Source organism: Agrobacterium sp. P15N1-A, assembly GCF_044626815.1.
Classification (GTDB): Bacteria; Pseudomonadota; Alphaproteobacteria; order Rhizobiales; family Rhizobiaceae; genus Agrobacterium; species Agrobacterium leguminum.
In genome coordinates this window covers 311,101-329,402 of record NZ_JBIUPF010000004.1, presented here as the reverse complement: position 1 = coordinate 329,402, position 18,302 = coordinate 311,101, and the positions used below count along the sequence as shown (strand labels likewise).

The 18,302-nt window shown below is 60.7% G+C and carries 17 protein-coding genes; 6 read left to right on the top strand and 11 right to left on the bottom strand.

From position 1 onward, the window contains the following. Positions 1 to 19: 19 nt before the first annotated feature. The 7 genes from ACIK7D_RS16580 to ACIK7D_RS16550 all read right to left on the bottom strand — a co-directional run bounded on the left by ACIK7D_RS16580 (position 20) and on the right by ACIK7D_RS16550 (position 7,114). Positions 20 to 949 (bottom strand): sugar phosphate isomerase/epimerase family protein, encoded by a 930-nt coding sequence (locus ACIK7D_RS16580; RefSeq protein WP_400156834.1) that lies wholly within the window; start codon positions 947 to 949, stop codon positions 20 to 22. A gap of 55 nt (positions 950 to 1,004) precedes the next feature. Further along, on the bottom strand, positions 1,005 to 1,946 hold the full coding sequence (locus ACIK7D_RS16575; protein WP_135397079.1) for a sugar phosphate isomerase/epimerase: 942 nt from the start codon (positions 1,944 to 1,946) through the stop codon (positions 1,005 to 1,007). 81 nt (positions 1,947 to 2,027) lie between these two features. Beyond that, complete coding sequence (locus tag ACIK7D_RS16570; protein WP_400156833.1) at positions 2,028 to 3,200, bottom strand: Gfo/Idh/MocA family protein; 1,173 nt, start codon at positions 3,198 to 3,200, stop codon at positions 2,028 to 2,030. An 82-nt stretch (positions 3,201 to 3,282) separates the two neighbouring features. Continuing rightward, positions 3,283 to 4,185 carry a sugar phosphate isomerase/epimerase family protein gene (locus tag ACIK7D_RS16565; RefSeq protein ID WP_127755503.1) on the bottom strand — a complete coding sequence of 301 codons (903 nt, stop codon included), beginning with the start codon at positions 4,183 to 4,185 and terminating at the stop codon, positions 3,283 to 3,285. Positions 4,186 to 4,208: 23 nt separating this feature from the next. Next, the gene (locus ACIK7D_RS16560; protein WP_400156832.1) at positions 4,209 to 5,030 is read right to left on the bottom strand and encodes an ATP-binding cassette domain-containing protein; all 822 of its coding nucleotides are present in this window, start codon (positions 5,028 to 5,030) and stop codon (positions 4,209 to 4,211) included. A 9-nt stretch (positions 5,031 to 5,039) separates the two neighbouring features. Further along, entirely contained in the window at positions 5,040 to 6,044 is a 1,005-nt protein-coding gene (locus ACIK7D_RS16555; protein ID WP_400156831.1) for an ABC transporter permease, read from the bottom strand. 104 nt (positions 6,045 to 6,148) lie between these two features. Next, on the bottom strand, positions 6,149 to 7,114 hold the full coding sequence (locus ACIK7D_RS16550; protein ID WP_400156830.1) for a substrate-binding domain-containing protein: 966 nt from the start codon (positions 7,112 to 7,114) through the stop codon (positions 6,149 to 6,151). A gap of 148 nt (positions 7,115 to 7,262) precedes the next feature. Here ACIK7D_RS16550 and ACIK7D_RS16545 point away from each other — a divergent pair, with 148 nt between their 5' ends. Beyond that, a complete protein-coding gene (locus ACIK7D_RS16545; protein ID WP_020813500.1) occupies positions 7,263 to 8,303 on the top strand; it encodes a LacI family DNA-binding transcriptional regulator in 1,041 nt (346 codons plus the stop codon). Positions 8,304 to 8,312: 9 nt separating this feature from the next. Here ACIK7D_RS16545 and soxG read toward each other — a convergent pair whose 3' ends face one another. The 4 genes from soxG to ACIK7D_RS16525 all read right to left on the bottom strand — a co-directional run bounded on the left by soxG (position 8,313) and on the right by ACIK7D_RS16525 (position 13,414). Beyond that, on the bottom strand, positions 8,313 to 8,861 hold the full coding sequence (gene soxG / locus ACIK7D_RS16540) for a sarcosine oxidase subunit gamma family protein (protein WP_400156829.1): 549 nt from the start codon (positions 8,859 to 8,861) through the stop codon (positions 8,313 to 8,315). After that, positions 8,854 to 11,814: a sarcosine oxidase subunit alpha gene (locus ACIK7D_RS16535; RefSeq protein WP_400156828.1), complete on the bottom strand. Its 2,961-nt coding sequence runs from the start codon at positions 11,812 to 11,814 to the stop codon at positions 8,854 to 8,856. The genes soxG and ACIK7D_RS16535 overlap by 8 nt, the downstream gene beginning before the upstream one ends. Next, a complete protein-coding gene (locus ACIK7D_RS16530; protein WP_020813497.1) occupies positions 11,811 to 12,086 on the bottom strand; it encodes a sarcosine oxidase subunit delta in 276 nt (91 codons plus the stop codon). Before ACIK7D_RS16530 ends, ACIK7D_RS16535 begins: the two co-directional genes overlap by 4 nt. A 77-nt stretch (positions 12,087 to 12,163) precedes the next feature. Beyond that, a complete protein-coding gene (locus tag ACIK7D_RS16525; RefSeq protein ID WP_400156827.1) occupies positions 12,164 to 13,414 on the bottom strand; it encodes a sarcosine oxidase subunit beta family protein in 1,251 nt (416 codons plus the stop codon). Positions 13,415 to 13,503: 89 nt separating this feature from the next. Here ACIK7D_RS16525 and ACIK7D_RS16520 point away from each other — a divergent pair, with 89 nt between their 5' ends. The 5 genes from ACIK7D_RS16520 (at position 13,504) to ACIK7D_RS16500 (ending at position 18,264) form a co-directional block, all read left to right on the top strand. After that, entirely contained in the window at positions 13,504 to 14,478 is a 975-nt protein-coding gene (locus tag ACIK7D_RS16520) for a GlxA family transcriptional regulator (RefSeq protein WP_174024378.1), read from the top strand. A 34-nt stretch (positions 14,479 to 14,512) separates the two neighbouring features. Continuing rightward, entirely contained in the window at positions 14,513 to 15,193 is a 681-nt protein-coding gene (locus ACIK7D_RS16515) for an XRE family transcriptional regulator (protein WP_162936883.1), read from the top strand. 96 nt (positions 15,194 to 15,289) lie between these two features. Beyond that, positions 15,290 to 16,195: a glutamine amidotransferase family protein gene (locus ACIK7D_RS16510; protein WP_400156826.1), complete on the top strand. Its 906-nt coding sequence runs from the start codon at positions 15,290 to 15,292 to the stop codon at positions 16,193 to 16,195. Between the two features lie 37 nt (positions 16,196 to 16,232). Then, positions 16,233 to 16,919: a protein GlxC gene (locus ACIK7D_RS16505; protein ID WP_400156825.1), complete on the top strand. Its 687-nt coding sequence runs from the start codon at positions 16,233 to 16,235 to the stop codon at positions 16,917 to 16,919. A 16-nt stretch (positions 16,920 to 16,935) separates the two neighbouring features. Next, a complete protein-coding gene (locus ACIK7D_RS16500; RefSeq protein ID WP_020813492.1) occupies positions 16,936 to 18,264 on the top strand; it encodes an FMN-binding glutamate synthase family protein in 1,329 nt (442 codons plus the stop codon). Positions 18,265 to 18,302 lie beyond the last annotated feature (38 nt).

Below are 18,302 nucleotides of genomic sequence, written 5' to 3'. Positions count from 1 at the left end.
TTGCCTATATTGTACCCGCTCAGAACCCACACTCAGCAAGAAACGCCCTGCTGGCCGCCAGATCATCCAGAATGCCGCCGGCATTGCGCGGGTCGCGCTCCTGTTCGATGGTGATATAGCCGCCATAGCCGAGTTCCGTCAAAAGGCTGCGGATGGCTGGATAGTCGATTGAGCCGCGACCGATGGGGCACATGACGCCTTTGGCGCAGGCGTCGAAGAAGCGGATGCGTTCTGCCATCACCTCCTCGAAAACCGTGGCGTCGATATCCTTGAAATGAATATAGTCGACACGGTCCCAATAGCGGCGAAGCGTGGTGACGGGGTCCATGCCGGAATAGGCCATATGGCCGGTATCGAGGCACAGGCCCGCCAGATCGGCGGGAATGTCTTCGACGATCTGCTGCAACTCATCGGCAAATTCGATGTAGCCGCCGGCATGGGGGTGGATAGTGGCGCGCACGCCATATTTGTCGCGGGCAAGCGTTGCGATGGCGCGGATGTTCTCCACCATGTCGTTCCATGCACCCCCATCGAGGCGCGGCGCGCGGTCGGAGTGGCCGGCGGCATAGTCCCGCTCGTCATGTCCCCAGTCCATCACCGTCAGATAGGGGGCGGAAAAGCGTTGGCCGGCATGGGTTTCCGGTTTCGGCAGGCGGGTGATCAGCGCGCAGATCTCGTCGGTCTGGCGCAGCAGATTGTTGCGGTTCTCCGGTGAGACCAGATCGTCGAAAATCGTGCCGGCGACGATTTTCAGATCGCGCTCATTGAGCGCCTGCGAAACACGCTCGAGGTCGAGCGGCAGATAACCGTAGGGGCCGAGTTCCAGGCCGCCGAAACCGGCGGCCTTCGCCTCGTCCAGCACCTTTTCCCAATGGGGCAGATGGGGGTTCTTGACGTCGTCGACGCCCCAGCAGCAGGGAGCGGTGGTGATGGTGATCCGGTTGGTCATGGCATCCTCGTGGCGCAATTGACGCCGGGCCGCCTTCTGCGGCCCGGAGCGGGTTTCAGCGGCTGATGGTGGCTTTAAGGGCGTCGATGGAAGACTGGATGCCCGCCTCGGTGGACATGGTGAAATCCTCCATTTCCAGACTGACCCAGCCATCGTAACCGGCCATGCGCACCACGGAGAAAAATTCCTTCCACCATTGCAGATCATGGCCGGCGCCCACCGCCACATAGTTCCAGCTGCGGTTGGCGACGTCAGTCACCTCTTTGAGTTCCAGCAGCCCGTTCACATCGGCCAGTCCGCGTTCGATGCGGGTGTCCTTGCCGTGGCAATGGTGGATCGCGCTGCCGAGTGCACGGGCAGAGGCGATGGGATCGGCCCCCATCCACATCAGGTGCGACGGATCGAGATTCATGCCCACCGTCGGGCCAACCTCATTGCGCAGGCGAAACAGGGTTTCCGGGTTCCAGACGAGCATGGCCGAGAAATTCTCGAGCGCATATTTTTCGACGCCCGCTTCCCGGGCGAGCTTCACAAGCCCGTGCCAGAGCGGAAAGGCGCGATCTTCCCATTGGTAACGGTCGCGCTCCGGCATCTCGTTCGGCCAGCTCTTGGTGTAGACGAGCCAGTTCGGCACGGTGTCACCCGGCGCTGCTTCCGGCAGGCCGGACATGGTGACGATCTTCGTCACACCGATTTCGCCCGCCAGCCGGACGGTGTCCTCGATCTCCTTCAGGTGGCGCTTGCCCATATCGCCGGGATCGAGCGGATTGGCGGAGCAATTCAGCGCAGCGATTTCGAGGCCACGGGCCTCGATTTCCTTGAGCCTGGATTTGAGAAGCCCCTTATCCGCCAACAGTTCGTCGGCCCTGAAATGCGGGCCGCTGGACCAGCCGCCCCCGGTCATCTCGATGCCCTCGACACCGAGCGCGACGCATTTGTCGAGCATATCGGTGAAGGGCAGGCTTGCCATGACGTCAGTACAAATTGCGAGTTTCATCGTTCATCTTTCCGAGGAGGTATGGGGACGCGCCTGAAGAGGAGGAGGACGGGAGAGTTGTCCGGCGCGCCCCCAAGCTGGTTAAGCGAAATCGACCCAGGCGGCGCCGGCATCGGCCGAACGGACGCAGTTTTCCAGCCAGCGAACGCCTTCGGTGCCGGCCGTGATGCCGGGATAATGGTGGGTCTTTAGAAAGGCCCTGTCACCGCGATTTGCCGCGTCGATGGCCTGGGCGATCCAGAGATAGATATTCGACCAGCTGTCACCGAGACCTTCGGTATGCAATGCGCCCATGCGGTCGATGGCGAGGCTTTCCTGTTCCAGATATGGCATGCCGTGGTGCAGGATGCGGCCGGGTTCGCCCTGAACCTCGTAGATCAGCTGGTCGGGATGGGAATCTGACCATTCGAGGGACGCCTTGGAGCCGACGAAGCGGTAACGCTGCGATCCCATATTGCCGGCATTGACGGAGGAAACCCAGAGACGGCCGCGTGCGCCATTGTCGTAATGCATCAGAACGGTGGCGTGGTCCTCCAGCGGCGCGCGCGTGGGGATGAAAGCCTTGCGGTCGCAGAGCAGGCGTTCTACCTTCATATGCGGCAGTACGACTTCCGAGAGATAATAAAGATGCGTGCCGATATCGCCCAGCACGAAGGTCGGGCCGGCGGTGCGGGGATTGGTGCGCCATTTGACGGCTTCGCCCGCGCCCACATCGTCGCCGGCATTGAAGCCGTGGGTATATTGCAGGTCAACGATACGGATGTCGCCCAGCATTCCCTTCTTGACCATGGCCGCCATCTGGTGGACGAGCGGATGCCCGGTAAAGCCATAGGTAACGCCGACGATCAGGCCCTTCCGTTCGGCCAACCGCGCCACCTCGTCGCATTCCGCCACGGTGAAGAATAGCGGTTTTTCGCAGATGACATGCAGCCCTGCCTCAAGGCAGGCTTTGGTGATCTCGTAATGGGTGAAATTGGGGGTGGCGATGGAGACGACGTCAACACCGTCTTCGCGTGCCGTTTCACCGGCAATCAGCGCCTTGTAATCCGCATAGCAGCGTTCCGCTGCAACGCCGAGATTGACGCCAAAGTCACGGCCTCTTTCGGTATCGAGGTCGAATGCGCCGGCGACGAGCTGGTAATTGCCGTCGCGAAGCGCACCGGTGCGGTGCTTGTAACCCACCTGTCCCGTGCGTCCGCCGCCCACCATGGCCCAGCGCAGCGGGCGTGAAATCAGTCTTTCTCCGTTGATCATGTCGGTCGTCTTTCCATTTGATGTTGCCAATGGCCGTGGCCGGAGGCTGGGTCCGCCTCAGCTTCAGCGCCGGTTTGCCGCGTTATTTCTTGAAATAGAGGTCGATATAGTCCTGCATCTTGCTGCGCATGAACCGGCTCGATTCATCGGCCCTGTCTTCCCAGGCAAAGACGCAGGAGGTCATGATGCCGTCGAAGCCGATTTCGGAAAGTGTGCTGAAGAAGTCGTCCCATGGAACTTCGCCCTGGCCGATATTGAGATGCTGGTGCACCCGCGCCTGCGTGCCCGGCGGGTTGAGGATATAACGAAGCCCGGAGCTGGCCTTGTGGTTGAAGGTATCGCCGACATGCACATGGGCGAGCACATCCTTCGCTTCGCGCAGCATCGCCTTGGTGTCATCACCGAAATAGAAGGTGTGCGGCGCGCAATAGAGGAATTTGACGTTCTTCGAATTGACGGTGCGGATGATGTCCAGCGCCGGCTGCAGCGTTTCGCACCAGTCTTCCGGATGCGGCTCGACATGCAGGTTGATGTTTTCGCGCTCGAAGATCGGCACCAGTTCTTCCATCGAGCGCCACCAGGCATCCTCGCAGGCCTCGATCATCGAGCCGGTATGGCAGCAGTAGCAGGAACCCTTGTCGGGATGCGGTCCGCGGCCGAATTCGGAGTTCATCGTATCGACCTCCAGTTCGATGGCGATCTCGATGGCGCGTTTCCAGTGTTTCACCGCCGCTTGCCGTTCGGTCTCGTCATTGGAGGCCCAGCGATACATCGGCAGCAGTGAGGCGATGCCGACATCGGCTTCTTTCAGCGCTTTCTTGAAGGACCTGATACGCTCGGGAAAGACGCGCGGCGCCTTGAACCATTCGAGGAAATCGGCGCGCGGGCTGAGTTCGATCCAGTCGTAGCCGAGCTCCTTCACCTTGGCGGGCAGCTCATCGAGGCTGGTGAAACGGTGCATGTGGGGGTCGATGGCGATTTTCATCGGTCTTGATCCTTCTCTATGTCTTAACTGGATGGCTGCTGCGGCGGATGGCCGTCAGGGCTGGCCATGTAATTTTCCACCTCGGCACCGAGATCGGCGAGCGCCTCGCCGCCGGCCATCAGGTCGGTGATCTCCTCGCGGGATTTTTCACCCTTGCGAAAATTGGCGGCGACTGCGCCGCGGATGAGCACGGCAAAATGGTCGCCGACGGCGATAGCGTGGGTGACCTGATGGGTGATGAAGATCACCGCTATCCCCCGCTTGCGGGCTTCAAGGACAATGCGCAGGACGTGGGACGCCTGTTTCACGCCCAGCGCCGCCGTCGGCTCGTCGAGGATCAGAACGCGTGCGCCAAAATGCACCGCGCGGGCGATGGCGAGCGATTGCCGCTCGCCACCGGAGAGCCCGCCGATCAGGCGGTCGCCGTCATCGATGCGGGTGATGCCGAATTCCTGCACCGCCTTGACGGCGATTTCATTGGCCTTCTTGCGGTCGTAGATGCGGAAAGGCCAGAAGCCTTTCGTGGGTTCGGCGCCGATGAAGAAGGAGCGGCCGATGCTCATCAGCGGAAAGGTTCCGCCGAACTGGTGCACGGTGGAAATGCCCATGCGCTGCGCAGCGCGTGGCCCGTCGAAATCGACCGGCTTGCCATCCATCAGCAACTCACCGGAACTGGGCTGATAAACCCCGGCCAGTGTCTTTATCAGTGTGGATTTTCCAGCACCATTGTCGCCCAGCAGGCAGAGCACCTCGCCGGCGCGCACCTTTAGCGAGATGTCGTGCAGAACATCGATCGGGCCGAAGGATTTGTTGACGTTTCTGAGTTCGAGAATGGGTGTGGTCATCGTCCAGCCTCACTTCTTCTTCGGCGAATAGGTGAGCGCCATGACGCGGAAGGTGTTGTTCATCAGCACGGCCAGGAGCAGCATGACGCCGATGATGAGGCTCGACCAGTTGCGGTCAAACGAAGTGAAATAGATGCCCTGGTTGACGATGGCGAAGGTGATGGTGCCGAGAAAAATGCCGATTACTGAACCGAAACCGCCCGTCAGCAGCACCCCACCCACGACGACCGCGATGATGGAGTTGAATATGAAGGTCATGCCGGCCGAAACCTGGGCGACATTGAAGAGGATCGCCTGACAGACACCGACGAAGGAGGCGCTGACGGAGGAAAGGACGAAAAGCGTGACCGTCAGCTTGTCGGTGGGAATGCCGGCATTGCGGGCACTCACCCGGTCGCCGCCCATGGCGAAGATCCAGTTTCCGAAGGGCGAATAATGGACATAGAAGATATAGATCGCCGTCAGCAGCAGCCACCAGACGATGCTGACCTGAAAACTGCCGCCGATGAAATGTCCGAAGAGAAATTTAGCGATGGGGCCGGATTGCGCCGGGCTAAGCGCCACACTGGTCGTGCCGGTTAACAGCACGGAAAAGCCGAGGATCAGCCCCTGCACCGCAAACAGCGTGCCGAGCGTGACGATCAGTGAGGGCACCACGGTCCGTATCACCAGAAAGCCGTTGATAAGCCCGACAAGCACCCCAAGACCAAGCGCGCCGATAATGCCGAGCCAGATCGGCATGCCGTAATAACCGGAGATAATGGCGACCGTCAGCGCGCCGGCCGGGATCATCGCGCCGATGGAAATATCGAGCTCGCCGGAAATCATCAGCAACCCAACGGGAATGGCGACGATGCCGAGATTGGCGGCGACATTCAGCCAGCTTGCGGCACCGGCGGGTTTCAGGAAATCGATGCTGCCGAAGATGACGAAGAAGGCAAGAACGAAAACAAGGCCGAGAAAGGCGCCTGATTCCGGGCGGCGCAGAAGGTCGCCCAAAGAGAGATTTTTCACGTCGTTCACTCCAATATTGGCCCTAGGTGCCGAGGGGGATATCCTTCCCGTCAAAGCCCGATCCCCGGTTTCGCCGGAGATCGGGAGCGGGTATGGATAACCGCTTAGCGCGCTCCCTTGGCGACGCCGGCAAGCGTGGTCTGGATGTTGGATTTGTCGACGATGTTCGGTCCCGTCAGCAGCGGGGCGGTCGGCAGATCGGTTCCGAAATCGATGGCCGAGGCCAGAAGCGTTACGGCCAGCAATGATTGCAGATAGGGCTGCTGGTCGATTGCGAAACCCTGCGTCCCGTCCTTGATCCGGTCGAGGCCGGACTGGTTGAGATCGAAAGTGCCAAGCAGGGCGGTTTCGGTCTTGCCGGCCTGCATGATGCCGATGGCGGCGGAATCCGCATCGCCCGCCGAAATGGTCAGGACGCCGTCGATCTTGCTGTCCTGTAGCAATGTCGCCTTGATTGCTTCGGCGACGGCGGTGGCGTCGCCGAAGCTGGTGGCGGGAAGCGGCAGCTGCTTGCCGGCGCCTCCGGCCTTGGTGATGCCGTCGATGACGCCCTTGCAGCGCGCCTCCTGATTGGCGGCGCCCGGAACAGTGTTGACGCAGATGACGTTGTTTTTGCCCTGTTTCGCGAAATATTCGCCGCCGGCGACGCCGGCAATATATTCGTCGGAGCCGACATAATTGATCGCGCCGAGTTCCTTGGCCTTTTCGTGCCCACCGGCATTCATGAGAATGACCTTGATACCGGCATTGATGGCTTCCCGGATCGCCGGGTCCTCGCCTTCCGGAACCCAGTTCGGAATGACGAGGCCATCGACCTTCTGGCTGATGGCGGTCTGGATCAGCTGCACCACATCGGGCGCGAAATTGTCATAGGTCTGCAAACGCAGGTAATTGACCTTGCCGCCATTCGCCTCGACCACGAGGCGTGCGTCGTCGACACCCTTTTTGATGAGGTTCCAGAACGCATCGTCATTCTTGCCGCCGACAACGGCGATATTGGCCGCGAACGCGCCGGATGCCATCACGAGCGAGACAGCGCCCGTTGCGAGAAATTTCCTGAAAAATGCCATTGCTTCCTCCCTGCCCATTCTCCCGACGGGCCCTAATGACAGGGTGATTTATATCTTTCATTTTCATGGGAATGGAATTTATATTTCATTTAATGTTGCATTTAATATCATTTAATGTCATTCATGGATGATACGATTGTGAGGCGTCATGAACCGACCGACCATTACCGATCTTGCGAAAGCCGCCGGTGTCAGCATCTCCACGGTCAACCGGCTGCTGCACGGTTCGACCGCCGTGCGCCAGGATACGATCGACCAGATACTCAAGGCGGCGGAGGAGATCGGTTTTTACGGTCTTGGTACCATCAAGGACCGTCGCCGCGAGGCCATGCCCCATCACCGGCTCGGCTTTCTGCTGCAGCAATCCCACCGGCCGCTTTACCGGCTTTGGGCGGAAGGGATCGTCGCCGCCGCACGTCAGCGGCCGGATAGCATCATCGAGCCGGATGTCGTTTTCGAGGACGATCTTTCACCGGAGGCCGTTTCCGCCAATCTCCTGAAGATGGGACAATCCTGCGGCGCAATCGCGGTGGTGACGGCCGATCATCCGCTCGTCAGCCAGGCGATCGACGAGCTGCGGGGCAGGGGCGTTCCGGTGGTGACTTACGTATCCGATCTGTCGGCGGCAAGCCGCGCGGGCTTTGTCGGCACCGACAGCTGGAAACGCGGCCGCACGGCGGCATGGTTCCTCAGCCAGACGGTAAAGGGCGAGGGCGTGGTCGTGCCTCTGATCGGCAGCAATCGGTATCAGTGCCAGGATGTTTCGGACGCCAGCTTCCGCTCCTATATGCGCGAGAACACGCCTGAACTTCAGGTCGCGGAAACGCTGCTGACCCACGAGGAGCCGGAAAACGCCTATGTCATCGTGCGGGATATGATTGCTGCCGAACCGGGACTCCGGGGGATTTATGTCAATGGCGGCGGCATATCGGGCGTTCTGCGCGCACTCAGGGAACTGCCTGCCGAGCGGCAGCGCGACATAAAAATCATCTGTAACGATATCGGGCCGGAAACACGAAAAGGCCTCAACGAAGGGCTGATCACCGCCTCGCTGCCGCTTCCCCTCGACAGGATGCCGCAGCAGTTGATCGACGTGATGTTACGGCGCATCGAGAACGGAGATTCGTCCTCCGTTGAGCAGCGGATCGTGCCCTTCGAAATCCTGACGCCCGAAAGCATCTGGACCTGACCGACACGATCACTGGAATTCGAGACTCATCCGGGCAAGGTCGTCCCACAGGCTTTCGGCAAAACCGCGCAGCACGATGACTTCGAAGACCTGTCCGTCGACGCGGGTGAGGTGGGCGGCGATGTGGCCGATCAGCGTCGCGGCGGAATGTCCTACCGGGAAGGCTGCGAGAGACAAGTCGACCGCCGTGCCTTTGGCCAGAACCCGCTCGGCCATCTTGCCTTCGATGCGGATGCGAACGCGTCCCTGGCTCTGGTCGACACCCGTCGCCTGAGGTTCGAGCGCCGCAAGAAGCGCCTTCATATCAGCGTGTGACAGAGGGTGTTCACCGACGATGAACCATTGGCCCGGTGAGACCGCGCGTATATCGCCTTTGGCAAGGTCGCGAAGGCGGGCTTCCAGATCCGTTGCGTCCGGTGCGGCCAGAAAGTGGATGATCGCGCCTTCTGGAAAAGGGGAGAGTTTGATGGCGGTGGAGGCAATCGCTCGCTTCGCGCCCAGCACCGGGCGGAGTGTCGGCCGGAAGCCGGATTTGAAGTCAGGCTTGAAATCAGACATGGAGTTTCTCGTTTTGAGGATCGACAAAAACCGGGTTGCAAAGGCGGGCTTGGGTAAATTCGTTGCGCAGGCCATTCCAGACCGTGATTTCCTCGCCATGTCGCGCAGGGCCATTCTTGACCAGGGCGAGACCGATGGTCGAACCCAGATGCGGTGAGAACGCACTGGAGGTCACATAACCCTGATCGTTCTCCAGCGTTGCCGCGGCATCCTTCGCAAGAATATGCGAGCCGGTGCGGAAGGACTGTTTTGGATCGAGCGGCACGACGCCGACGAGGCTCGGACGGTCGGCGGCGAAAAGCCCCTCGCGCTCCAGCATCCGGCCGATGAAATCGGCCTTTGTGGTGGAGACCATTTTGCCGAAGCCGAGATCGGCGGGCACCACCGTGCCGTTGATTTCATTGTGGGTGACATGTCCCTTTTCGATGCGCAGCACGCCAAGCGCCTCGACGCCATAGGGCATGATATTCTCCGGTTTGCCGGCTTCCATCAGCGCGTCGGCGACGCTTTCGCCGTAACCGGCCGGGACGGCAAGCTCGTAGGCCAGTTCGCCGGAGAAGGAAATCCGGAACAGGCGTCCATGCAGTTGCCCGCCAAACAGGGAAACTTCCCGGGCCGCAAGAAAGGGAAAGGCTTCATCGGAAATATCTTCATCAACGATTCTTTGCAGAATCGCGCGTGCCTTCGGTCCGGCAATCGCCATCTGCGCCCATTGATCGGTGACGGAGGCAAGCCGTACGTCGAGATCAGGCCAGAGCGCCTGCGCACAGAATTCCAGATGGTTCATGACGCCCGCCGCATAGGCGGTGGTGGTCGTCATGAAGAAGCGGTTTTCCTCCAGCCGGCTGGTGGTGCCGTCGTCATAGATCATGCCGTCCTCACGCAGCATCAGGCCATATCGCGCCTTGCCGACCGGCAGTTTGAGGAAAGCGTTGCAATAAACCCGGTTCAGGAATTCGGCGGCGTCCTTGCCACAGATTTCGATCTTGCCGAGCATCGATACATCGCAGAGCCCGGCATTCTTGCGCACATTCAGAACCTCACGGTCGACGCTTTCCCGCCAGTCGCTTTCGCCTTCGCGCGGAAACCAGGAGGAGCGATACCAGAGCCCGGTTTCGACGAACACGGCCCCGTTTTTCTCGGCCCAGCCATGCAGCGGCGATTTGCGTACCGGCTGGAAATGCTGGCCGTGATAGGCTCCGGTCAGTGCGCCGAAGGAGACGGGCGTATAAAACGGCCGGAACGTCGTGGTGCCGATATCCGCCGGGGAGACGCCGCGCGCTTCGGCCAGCAGCCCGATGGCATTGACATTCGAAAGCTTGCCCTGATCCGTCGCCATGCCGTTCGTGGTGTAGCGTTTGGCGAGCTCGACATGGCCATAACCTTCACGGATGGCGAGGCCGAGATCCTTGCGGTGAACGTCGTTCTGGTAATCGACAAAGGCTTTCGCTTTAATGCCGGGGATGGACCAGAGCGGCTTTGCAGGCGTGGCCACGATATCGTTTTCCACCGTGCCGAATGTCGGTGCGGTTGATGCAAAGCCGAGCTCTTGCGCCAGCGCTGCGCCCTTCCGCGCGCCATCCTCAAGGCAGGCGGCGATACCGTTTATTGCGGAAACCGCGCCGGCGAGTTCCAGCCCCTTGAGATTGCCGGGCGCCAGGAAAGCGGCATCGTCTTCCGACCAGACCGGCTTGCCGCCGCGATGGCAGGCGAGATGGATGATGGGGCTGAAGCCGCCCGACATGGCCAGCGCATCGACATTCAGCTTCTCCGCCCGGCCATTCGCATAAATCTCAATTGCGGAAAGCGCCTTGCCGCCCTTGGCATTGGAGACGACGCCACCCTTGATGACGCACGCCTTGCCTTCGTAGCCCGGATTGCCCTGCTCACGGCTGTCGATGATGGCGGCCAGAGCGACACCCTGCGCCTCCAGATCGCGGGCAAGCGCATAACCGCTGTCGTTGGTGGTGAAAATTGCCGTCGCCGTGCCGGGGCTGACGGCATAGCGATTGAGATAGCTGCGCATGGCGCCGGCCATCATCACGCCGGGAACATCGTTGCCGCCGAAGACCAGCGGCCGTTCTTCCGCGCCGGTTGCCAGCAGCGCCCGCTTGGCGGCGATGCGCCACAGGCGCTCCACGGGCACATGGGCTTTCGGATCGGACAGATGTTTCTGCATCCGCTCCACCGCACCGAAGACATTGCCGTCATACCAGCCGAAAGCCGTAGTTCGCGTCAGCATCGTCACATTCGGCAGGGTTTCGAGCTCGGCAACGCATTGCGCCGCGAAATCCGGAGCGCTCTTGCCGCCGATAGCTGCCGTTTCGGAAAGAAGGCCGCCGCCTGCGAGGGAATGTTCATCGACAATGATGACGCGCGCGCCGGCGCGTCCTGCGGCAAGCGCTGCCGCCAGACCCGCCGCGCCGGAGCCGATCACCAGCAGGTCGCAATGCGCCCAGCATTTGTCATAGGTATCCGGATCCGCCTCGTAGCTTGCTTTGCCGAGACCGGCGGCTTTGCGGATGAAGGGCTCATAAACCTTTTCCCAGAAGGCGGCAGGCCACATGAAGGTCTTGTAATAGAATCCCGCGCCGAGGAAGGGAGACAGAAGGCCGGTCAAGGCGCCGATATCGAACTCGAGAGAGGGCCAGCGGTTCTGGCTGCTGGCTTCCAGCCCGACATAAAGCTCCTGCATGGTGGCGCGGGTGTTCGGCTCCGTGCGCCCGCCGCGGCCGATGGTCATCAGCGCGTTCGGCTCGGCTGCACCCGCCGTCAATATGCCGCGCGGGCGGTGGTATTTAAAGCTGCGACCGACGAGTTTCTGGCCGTTGGCGAGCAGGGCGGAAGCGAGGCTATCGCCCTCAAAACCCGACATCGGCTTGCCGTCGAAGGTGAAGGAAAGCGGTTTGGAACGGTCGATCAGACCGCCGGTCTTCAGGCGGTTGGCGCTCATGCGTTTGTCACTTTCGTCTTGTCGGCGGCGTCGCGGCAGGCGGATATCTCATGGGTGGCGGTATCGCGGGTGACGACCAGCCAGCGGCGGCAGCCGGAGGTATGGTGCCAATATTCCTCATAGGCGCCGCGCGGATTGTCGCGCAGATAGACATAATCGAACCATTCCTCCGCGCCGGCATCGGCGGCAGGCCTTTGAAGGGCTGCGCCCTTGATGGTGAATTCTTCCCTGGGTCTTGGCCCGCAATGCGGGCAGGGCACGAGACTTGCCATTTCAGATGTCCTTGATCCGCCAGATAGCGGGATGGCGAAAAGTGTGAGCGGGTTTCGCCTGAAATCCCGCTATAAATTTAATGAAGGTTGGGCTGGGCTCCCTGGCCCTTTTCATCGATGAGATAACCGCGCCGGAAGCGGTCCAGCCGGAAGGCCGTTGCCGTTTCCTGCGGTGCGCCGCGCGCCAGAAGATGGGCGAAGCAGAAACCGGAAGCGGGCGTCGCCTTGAAGCCGCCATAACACCAGCCGGCATTCAGGTAGAGATTGTCGATCGGGGTCTGGTCGATAATCGGTGAGCCGTCCATCGACATATCCATGATGCCGCCCCAGGAGCGCAGCACCCGGACGCGCGAGAGCGCCGGTATCATCGCCTTGCCTGCCTCCGCGACATGTTCGACCGTCGCCAGATTGCCGCGCTGGGCATAAGAATTGTAGCCGTCTATATCGCCGCCGAAGACGAGGCCGCCCTTGTCCGATTGCGAAACGTAAAAATGGCCGGCCCCGAAGGTGACGACGCCGTCGATGAAGGGTTTAAGCCCTTCAGACACGAAAGCCTGCAGCACATGGCTTTCGATTGGCAGTTTCAGCCCGGCCATGGCGGCCACCTGCGAGGAATTACCGGCTGCCGCCAGCGCCAGCTTGCCGCAGCCGATGAAGCCTTTGGCGGTCTCCACACCCACGACCCTGCCGTTTTCGCGGCGAATGCCGGTTACCTCGCAGCCCTGGATGATATCGACGCCGCGGCTGTCTGCGCCGCGCGCATAACCCCAGGCGACGGCATCGTGACGCACGGTGCCGCCGCGTCTTTGCAGCAGGCCGCCCTGCACCGGAAAGCGGGCATTGTCGAAATCGAGAAACGGCAGCATGGTTTTGACTGCGGCGTGGTCCAGCAATTCGGCGTCGACGCCGTGCAGTCGCATGGCGTTTCCGCGCCTTGTATAGGCGTCGCGCTGCGCATCCGAATGATAGAGGTTCAGCACGCCGCGCTGGGAAACCATGGCGTTGAAATTGAAATCCTGCTCCAGCCCTTCCCACAGCTTCATCGAAAGCTCGTAGAAGGGATTGTTACCCGGCAGCAGATAATTGGAGCGAATGATCGTGGTGTTGCGACCGACATTGCCTGAGCCGATGTAGTTTTTTTCCAGCACCGCGACATTGGTGACGCCGAATTCTTTCGCAAGATAATAGGCTGTCGCCAACCCATGTCCGCCGCCGCCAACGATGATGACGTCATAATGCGGTTTCGGAGACACGTCCCGCCAGGCGGGTTTCCACGCTTCGTTGCCGAAAAGGCCGTTCTTGAAAATGGAAAAGGCGGAATAGCGCATCTGCGTACCTCGAACGATATCGCGCAAGCTTACCGGCGTCGTTCAAAAGGGAATTGCAAATAAAGGACATAATGATTTAAAAAAGAGACATGACGATCATTGAGCAGAAGAATGTCCAGCGCATTGGTTTCATTCTGGTTCCGAATTTCGCGCTGATGTCCTACGCCTCGGCCGCGGAGCCGTTGCGGGCCGCCAATCTGATCGCCGGAACCGATCTTTACGATGTGGTTCCGCTGTCTTTCGATGGCGGGGCCGTCAGAAGTTCTTCCGGCATCATTGTCGGCTGCGAGGCACTCGCCACCGCAGGCGAGAGATGCCACACGATCTTCGTCTGCGCGGGGGGCGGGCCGCAGGATTGGATCGTTGCGGAAAATTCCTACGGGACGTTAAGGCGGCTGGCGCGGCAGGGTGTCCGGATCGGGGGCATTTCCAGCGGCGCTTATGTGCTGGCGGCGGCGGGATTGCTAGAAAACCGCGATTTCACCATTCACTGGGAGCATGCGCCGGTGCTGAAAGAGGCCTTCGGCCACCTCACGCCCCGGCAGGCGCGGTTTGTTTTCGATGGAGACCGCATCACCTGCGCCGGCGGCGTCGCGCCCCTCGACATGATGCACGCGATGATTTCGCAAAGAATGGGCGCGCATTTCGCACGGCGTGTCAGCGACTGGTATCTGCACACGGCCGTGGCCGAACCCGGCGCGCCGCAAAGGGGTTCCGCCGCCGAGCGCCATGGCACCAACCATCCGGCCTTGCTGACCGTGCTGGAAAAAATGGAAACGACCATTGAAAGCCCGCTCGACCGGCAGACCATGGCGAAACTGGCGGGAACCAGCGCGCGTCACCTCGACCGGCTGTTCGCAACCCATCTGAAAACGACGTTTCTGGAAACATACCGCGCGATCCGCCTCGATCACGCCCGACGGCTGCTGGAGCAAAGCCCGCTCTCCATTGCCGAAGTGGCCTTCGCCACCGGCTTCTCAAGTGCCGGGCATTTTTCGGGAAGCTTCAAGGCCCGGTTCGGCCATACTCCAAATGCACTGCGGCAAAGATTTCCTCCGAATTAAAATAGTTTTCCTGTAAGGAAGGGAAAACACGATAATGCCGGAGGACACCATGGCGAAGGATACCACCAAGACCGAAACTGCGCAGTTCCTGTCGCAGGATCCCCATGCCGTCCGCGAGCCAAGGGTCAATAATCTGGAAATGGCGATTGGCCATGAGGTGCGCGCCTATCGCAAGAAACTCGGCATCACGGTCACCGATCTTGCATCGGCCACCGGCGTTTCGGTGGGCATGCTTTCCAAGATCGAAAACGGCAATATCTCGCCGTCGCTCACCACGCTGCAGACGCTTTCAAAGGCTCTGGGTGTGCCGATCACGGCCTTCTTTCGCGGTTTCGAGGAACCGCGCAGCGCCACCTTCGTCAAGGCGGGGCAGGGCGTGAATATTGAGCGCAGGGGCACCCGGGCCGGCCACCAATACAGCCTGCTCGGCCATATCGACAACAATACCAGCGGCGTCACCGTCGAGCCCTATCTCATCACGCTGACCAAGGATTCGGACGTGTTCCCGACCTTCCAGCATGAGGGCATGGAGTTTCTCTACATGCTGGAAGGCGAGGTGGTTTACCGCCACGGCGAGCAGCTTTTCACCATGCAGGCCGGCGATAGCCTGTTTTTCGACGCCGATGCGCCGCACGGGCCGGAGGAATTGGTGAAGCTTCCCGCGCGTTATCTGTCGATCATTTCCTACCCGCAAAGGCGACTGGGCAACGATTGATAATTTGCCTTAGAAGAAAAAAATATTCCTGATAGTTGACGGGATGGAATTCCATATGTTAGCCGTTCATTCAGAAACGAATGGAGGTGCCTGTCGATGTGCGGCATTGTTGGACTATTCCTGAAAGACAAAAGCCTTGAACCGCAGCTGGGTCAGCTGCTTTCGGACATGCTCGTTACCATGACCGATCGCGGCCCGGATTCGGCCGGCATCGCGATCTACGGAAGCGCTGCCAATGGCCGGGCGAAAGTGACGATCCAGTCGGCCGATCCTGCCGCCGATTTTTCCGGCCTCGCCGAAGCGCTGAAGGAAAGCGGCGTCGATGCCGTGATCACGGTGAAGAGCACTCATGCGGTTCTCGATATTCCCGCCGAAAAACTGGATGGTATCCGTCCGGTTCTTTCCGCAATCCGCCCGAATGTGCGCGTGATGGGTTCCGGCGACAGCGTCGAAATCTACAAGGAAACCGGTCTTCCGAAGGATGTCGTCACCCGTTTCGACGTGCGCTCCATGGCGGGCACCCATGGCATCGGCCACACCCGCATGGCGACGGAATCGGCGGTGACGACGCTTGGCGCGCATCCTTTCTCCACCGGTGCAGACCAGTGCCTGGTACATAATGGCTCGCTTTCCAACCACAATAATCTGCGTCGCGAACTGGTGCGCGAGGGCATGACGTTCGAGACCCAGAATGACTCGGAAGTCGCCGCCGCCTATCTCACCGCGGAAATGGCCAAGGGCAAGGATCTGGGCGAGGCCCTGACCGGCGCGCTCGATGATCTCGATGGTTTCTTCACCTTCGTCGTCGGCACCAAATCCGGTTTCGGCGTGGTGCGTGATCCCATCGCCTGCAAGCCTGCTGTCATGGCCGAGACCGACCGATATGTCGCTTTCGGCTCTGAGTATCGCGCTCTGGTCAATCTGCCCGGCATTGAAAATGCCCGCGTCTGGGAGCCGGAACCGGCGACCGTCTATTTCTGGGACCATGAAAAGGCCGCCTGAGCCCCGTCATCGGCGCCTGTTTTGAAAGTCATAATCCATGCCAGTTTTCGATCTCTCCCACACGCCGCTGCGTGAACTCAATAAGGCGCTCCACGGTCTTTCCTCGGGCGCAAACGACACCGAATTCGAGGTCGTCAATCCGCGCGGCCACCATGCCGTGGCGGTCGGCATCGACAGCCCCGTCACCGTCGATGTGCACGGTTCGGTCGGTTATTATTGCGCCGGCATGAATGATGGCGGCACCGTCACCGTGCACGGCTCGGCTGGGCCGGGTGTCGCTGAGAACATGATGTCCGGCACGGTCGTCATCGAGGGCGACGCCTCGCAATATGCCGGCGCCACAGGCCGCGGCGGGCTTCTGGTCATCAAGGGAAATGCCGCCTCGCGCTGCGGCATTTCCATGAAAGGCATCGATATCGTCGTGAAAGGCAATATCGGCCACATGTCGGCCTTCATGGGCCAGTCCGGCCACCTCGTCGTCTGCGGCGATGCGGGCGATGCGCTGGGCGATTCCCTTTATGAGGCGAAGCTCTTTGTGCGCGGTTCGGTGAAGAGCCTCGGGGCCGATTGCATCGAGAAGGAGATGCTCCCCGAACATCTCGAAAAGCTCGCAGAACTTCTCGACAAAGCCGGCGTCACGGATGTCAGCCCTGACGAGTTCAAGCGCTACGGCTCGGCCCGCACGCTCTACAATTTCAACATCGACAACGCCGACGCGTATTGAGGCGAGGGATTTTCCTATGAGCTATCACAACCCCTTCACCCCGCCGCGCAAATCCGCAACTTTCGATGACCACACGCTGGCGGAAATCCGCCGCGCGGCGGCAACCGGCATCTATGATATTCGCGGCGCGGGCACGAAGCGCAAGGTGCCGCATTTCGACGATCTCCTGTTTCTCGGCGCGTCCATCTCGCGTTATCCGCTCGAAGGTTATCGCGAGAAATGCGATACGACCGTGACGCTCGGCACGCGCTTCGCCAGGAAGCCGATCACGCTGAAAACGCCGATCACCATTGCCGGCATGAGCTTTGGCGCTCTGTCAGGCAACGCCAAGGAAGCGCTTGGCCGGGGCGCAACAATCGCCGGCACCTCCACCACGACCGGCGACGGCGGCATGACGGATGAGGAGCGTGGCCACAGCCAGACGCTGGTTTACCAGTATCTGCCCTCCCGTTACGGCATGAACCCGAAGGATTTGCGCCGTGCGGACGCCATCGAGGTCGTCGTCGGTCAGGGCGCGAAACCGGGCGGCGGCGGCATGTTGCTGGGTCAGAAGATTTCCGATCGCGTCGCCAATATGCGCAACCTGCCGAAGGGAATCGACCAGCGCTCCGCCTGCCGTCATCCTGATTGGACCGGCCCGGACGATCTGGAAATCAAGATCCTCGAACTGCGTGAAATTACCGACTGGGAAAAACCGATCTATATCAAGGTTGGCGGTGCACGGCCCTATTACGATACGGCGCTGGCGGTGAAGGCCGGTGCGGATGTGGTGGTGCTTGACGGCATGCAGGGCGGCACGGCGGCCACGCAGGATGTCTTCATCGAAAATGTCGGCATGCCCACGCTCGCCTGCATTCGCCCCGCCGTGCAGGCGCTTCAGGATCTCGGCATGCACCGCAAGGTGCAGCTGATCGTCTCCGGCGGTATCCGTTCGGGTGCTGACGTCGCCAAGGCACTGGCGCTGGGTGCCGATGCGGTCGCCATCGGCACGGCGGCACTGGTTGCGCTCGGCGACAATGATCCCAAGTGGGAAGACGAATATCAGAAACTCGGCACCACGGCCGGCGCTTACGATGACTGGCACGAGGGCAAAGACCCCGCCGGCATCACCACGCAGGACCCGGAATTGGCAGCACGCCTCGATCCCGTCGCCGCCGGCCGCCGCCTCGCCAATTATCTGAAGGTCATGACGCTCGAGGCGCAGACCATCGCGCGTGCCTGCGGCAAGAACCATCTCCATAATCTGGAGCCGGAAGATCTGGTGGCGCTGACGATGGAGGCTGCCGCCATGGCGCAGGTTCCGCTTGCGGGAACCAACTGGTTCCCGGGCAAAGGCAGTTTTTAAGCCATAAAGAACGGACGGGCGCATTTGGGAGGATGTGC